We start from the raw sequence: 4,491 nt of genomic DNA, 5'->3' as shown, positions 1-4,491 counted from the left end.
CCCAATGTATTACTACATTGCCTAAGCTTCGGTGTCAGGTTTAGCCCCGTTAAATTCTCCGCGCAAAGACGCTCGACTAGTGAGCTATTACGCACTCTTTGAATGAATAGCTGCTTCTAAGCTAACATCCTAGTTGTCTGTGCAACCCCACATCCTTTTCCACTTAACATATATTTTGGGACCTTAGCTGGTGGTCTGGGCTGTTTCCCTTTCGACTACGGATCTTAGCACTCGCAGTCTGACTGCCGATTATATCTCATTGGCATTCGGAGTTTATCTGAGATTGGTAATCCGGGATGGACCCCTCACCCAAACAGTGCTCTACCTCCAAGAGACTTAACATCGACGCTAGCCCTAAAGCTATTTCGGAGAGAACCAGCTATCTCCAAGTTCGTTTGGAATTTCTCCGCTACCCACAAGTCATCCAAGCACTTTTCAACGTGCCCTGGTTCGGTCCTCCAGTGAGTTTTACCTCACCTTCAACCTGCTCATGGGTAGGTCACATGGTTTCGGGTCTACGACATGATACTAATGCGCCCTATTAAGACTCGGTTTCCCTACGGCTCCGTCTCTTCAACTTAACCTCGCATCATATCGTAACTCGCCGGTTCATTCTACAAAAGGCACGCTCTCACCCATTAACGGGCTCGAACTTGTTGTAGGCACACGGTTTCAGGTTCTATTTCACTCCCCTCCCGGGGTGCTTTTCACCTTTCCCTCACGGTACTGGTTCACTATCGGTCACTAGAGAGTATTTAGGGTTGGGAGATGGTCCTCCCAGATTCCGACGAGATTTCTCGTGTCTCGCCGTACTCAGGATACTGCTAGGTATAAAGACTATTTCGAATACGAGGCTATTACTCTCTTTGGCCTACCTTCCCAGGTAGTTCTTCTATAATCTTTAAGTCCACGTTGCAGTCCTACAACCCCGAAGAGTAAACTCTTCGGTTTGCCCTCTTGCCGTTTCGCTCGCCGCTACTAAGGCAATCGCTTTTGCTTTCTCTTCCTACAGCTACTTAGATGTTTCAGTTCACTGCGTCTTCCTCTACATTACCTTAACAGTAATGAGTGACAGGCATTACCTGCCGGGTTCCCCCATTCGGACATCTCTGGATCATTGCTCACTTACAGCTCCCCAAAGCATTTCGTCGTTAGTCACGTCCTTCATCGGCTTCTAGTGCCAAGGCATCCACCGTGCGCCCTTATTAACTTAACCTTATTTTTGGCCTTTCGACCTAACTCATTAAATATTCACAGCGTTTCGGTTTATTTTCTTGTTACTATCTATATGTAATTACTTACATATGGAATTTGATATAGATATTCAATTTTCAATGGACAATACTTGAATCTTTCGATTCAATGGAGCCTAGCGGGATCGAACCGCTGACCTCCTGCGTGCAAAGCAGGCGCTCTCCCAGCTGAGCTAAGGCCCCACAAGACCTCTCAAAACTAAATAAGAAACTCAAGTACATTCCGTTTTTCCTTAGAAAGGAGGTGATCCAGCCGCACCTTCCGATACGGCTACCTTGTTACGACTTCACCCCAATCATCTGTCCCACCTTAGGCGGCTGGCTCCAAAAGGTTACCTCACCGACTTCGGGTGTTACAAACTCTCGTGGTGTGACGGGCGGTGTGTACAAGGCCCGGGAACGTATTCACCGCGGCGTGCTGATCCGCGATTACTAGCGATTCCGACTTCATGTAGGCGAGTTGCAGCCTACAATCCGAACTGAGATTGGCTTTAAGAGATTAGCTCGCCGTCACCGACTCGCAACTCGTTGTACCAACCATTGTAGCACGTGTGTAGCCCAGGTCATAAGGGGCATGATGATTTGACGTCATCCCCACCTTCCTCCGGTTTATTACCGGCAGTCTCGCTAGAGTGCCCAACTGAATGATGGCAACTAACAATAGGGGTTGCGCTCGTTGCGGGACTTAACCCAACATCTCACGACACGAGCTGACGACAACCATGCACCACCTGTCACCGATGTACCGAAGTAACTTTCTATCTCTAGAAATAGCATCGGGATGTCAAGACCTGGTAAGGTTCTTCGCGTTGCTTCGAATTAAACCACATGCTCCACCGCTTGTGCGGGCCCCCGTCAATTCCTTTGAGTTTCAACCTTGCGGTCGTACTCCCCAGGCGGAGTGCTTAATGCGTTAGCTTCGGCACTGAATCCCGGAAAGGATCCAACACCTAGCACTCATCGTTTACGGCGTGGACTACCAGGGTATCTAATCCTGTTCGCTCCCCACGCTTTCGAGCCTCAGCGTCAGTTACAGACCAGAGAGCCGCTTTCGCCACCGGTGTTCCTCCATATATCTACGCATTTCACCGCTACACATGGAATTCCACTCTCCCCTTCTGCACTCAAGTTTGACAGTTTCCAAAGCGAACTATGGTTGAGCCACAGCCTTTAACTTCAGACTTATCAAACCGCCTGCGCTCGCTTTACGCCCAATAAATCCGGACAACGCTCGGGACCTACGTATTACCGCGGCTGCTGGCACGTAGTTAGCCGTCCCTTTCTGGTAAGCTACCGTCACAGTGTGAACTTTCCACTCTCACACCCGTTCTTGACTTACAACAGAGCTTTACGATCCGAAAACCTTCTTCACTCACGCGGCGTTGCTCGGTCAGGGTTGCCCCCATTGCCGAAGATTCCCTACTGCTGCCTCCCGTAGGAGTCTGGGCCGTGTCTCAGTCCCAGTGTGGCCGATCACCCTCTCAGGTCGGCTATGTATCGTCGCCTAGGTGAGCCATTACCTCACCTACTAGCTAATACAACGCAGGTCCATCTTGTAGTGGAGCAATTGCCCCTTTCAAATAAATGACATGTGTCATCCATTGTTATGCGGTATTAGCTATCGTTTCCAATAGTTATCCCCCGCTACAAGGCAGGTTACCTACGCGTTACTCACCCGTTCGCAACTCATCCAAGAAGAGCAAACTCCTCTCTTCAGCGTTCTACTTGCATGTATTAGGCACGCCGCCAGCGTTCGTCCTGAGCCAGGATCAAACTCTCATTAATACTTTAATAATTGTTCGAGCGTTAACTCATTACCGTCGTCTGACGATTTATTCTTGTAAATTGACAGGTTATAATTCTTCTATCATAACCCTGCACTTGGTTTCTTATTCAGTTCTCAAAGGTCTTTGCCTCTCTTGAGACAACTTCTATATTCTAGCAAAGACAGAATATCTTGTCAACACTTTTTTGAAGTTTTTTCTCTTCTTCTCTTCGTGCTGGCCGTCTCTCACGAAACAGCTTATTTATAATATCATCCCTTCTTAAACTTGTCAATAGCTTTTTTTAAAGTTTTGGAACCTTTACGAGTTAGAGACAAATCGCTTAAGACAACTTTTATATCTTAGCACCCTTTTGGATAGCTGTCAAGAGGTTTTAAAAACTTAAATATACAATACAAGAGATAAGTACACAATAAAAACTCATAAGATTTTCTTGTAAAATAGAATTGAACGAACTAGTTACGAAAGGAAGTCTTATGAGCTACCATCATTTTTCTATGTCACTTCATCGTCATCGTGCTCGTGCCAGTATTCGTAAGCACCGCCATCGTGGCAAAAAGCGTCATACAAAAGGTTATGTCGAAAATAGAGGGAAAATCTCTATATCTCATACAATTCAAGAAAGACCCAAAGATGCTAATAACCGAACTAGAATAGGAGATTGGGAAGACGATACTGTTGCAGGTAAAACTGGAAAATCTTGTTTAGTGACTCTAACTGACCGTTATTATCGTTTTCTAAAAATCCAGAAGGTAGCTGTCAAGAAAAGTAAGTTGGTAATAGAAGCTATGGTAAAAATGCTAGAACCCTTGACCAAGCATACTGTGACTTCTGATAGAGGGAAAGAGTTTACCTATCATCAGAAGTTGTGTGATCAATTAAAAATTGAAGTCTATTTTCCTGATCCCCATGCTCCATGGCAACGAGGGACTAATGAGAATACGAATGGACTACTAAGAGAACATTTTCCCAAAGAGAGTGATGTAACATTGGTTAATGATCAGATTATTCAGCTGTGGAAGAACAAACTTAATAATAGCCCACAAAAATATCTTAACTGGAAAACACTTTATGAAGTATTTTATGGGGAAAGTATGCACTTAATTTGACAATTCAAGATATGAAAAAACAAGATCCTTTCTGGATCTTGTTTTTACAGTCTAATTAAGCTTTGTTTGCTGAACCAAATACATCGATACGTTCTTCAACAGCTTCTGTAATAGCTTCGAAACCTGGTTTCAAGAATTTACGTGGGTCGAAGAGTTTCTTCTTGTCGTATTCTGCTTCATTTGCTTCGTATTCAGCAACAAATTTACGTGTTGCGTTAGCAAATGCGATTTGACATTCTGTGTTAACGTTAACTTTAGCAACACCAAGTTTGATAGCTTCTTGGATTTGATCATCAGGAATACCTGATCCACCGTGCAATACGATTGGGAAACCTGGTACAGCTT

2 protein-coding genes, 1 tRNA gene and 2 rRNA genes are annotated in these 4,491 nt (G+C 45.0%); 1 reads left to right on the top strand and 4 read right to left on the bottom strand.

The genetic code is table 11. The annotated features are described in order from the left end of the window. From CGS49_RS13240 to CGS49_RS13230, 3 genes are all read right to left on the bottom strand, one after another. Positions 1 to 1,216, bottom strand: a 23S ribosomal RNA gene (locus CGS49_RS13240); the annotation flags it as partial. Between the two features lie 147 nt (positions 1,217 to 1,363). Beyond that, positions 1,364 to 1,436, bottom strand: a tRNA-Ala gene (locus tag CGS49_RS13235). 54 nt (positions 1,437 to 1,490) lie between these two features. After that, positions 1,491 to 3,038: ribosomal RNA gene (locus CGS49_RS13230) — 16S ribosomal RNA — on the bottom strand. A 475-nt stretch (positions 3,039 to 3,513) separates the two neighbouring features. On the opposite strand from CGS49_RS13230, the gene CGS49_RS13225 reads away from it, so the two are divergent. Beyond that, a complete protein-coding gene (locus CGS49_RS13225; RefSeq protein WP_207653407.1) occupies positions 3,514 to 4,146 on the top strand; it encodes an IS30 family transposase in 633 nt (210 codons plus the stop codon). 55 nt (positions 4,147 to 4,201) lie between these two features. Here the strand turns inward: CGS49_RS13225 and CGS49_RS13220 are convergent. Further along, positions 4,202 to 4,491, bottom strand: a 290-nt coding sequence (locus tag CGS49_RS13220) for a class II fructose-bisphosphate aldolase (protein WP_179859090.1), incomplete at its 5' end; no start/stop codon positions are given.

It is taken from the genome of Faecalibacterium langellae, from assembly GCF_002549775.1.
Lineage (GTDB): Bacteria > Bacillota > Clostridia > Oscillospirales > Ruminococcaceae > Faecalibacterium > Faecalibacterium langellae.
Note: the sequence above shows the minus strand (reverse complement) of the source record. Positions and strands in the feature narration are given on the sequence as shown.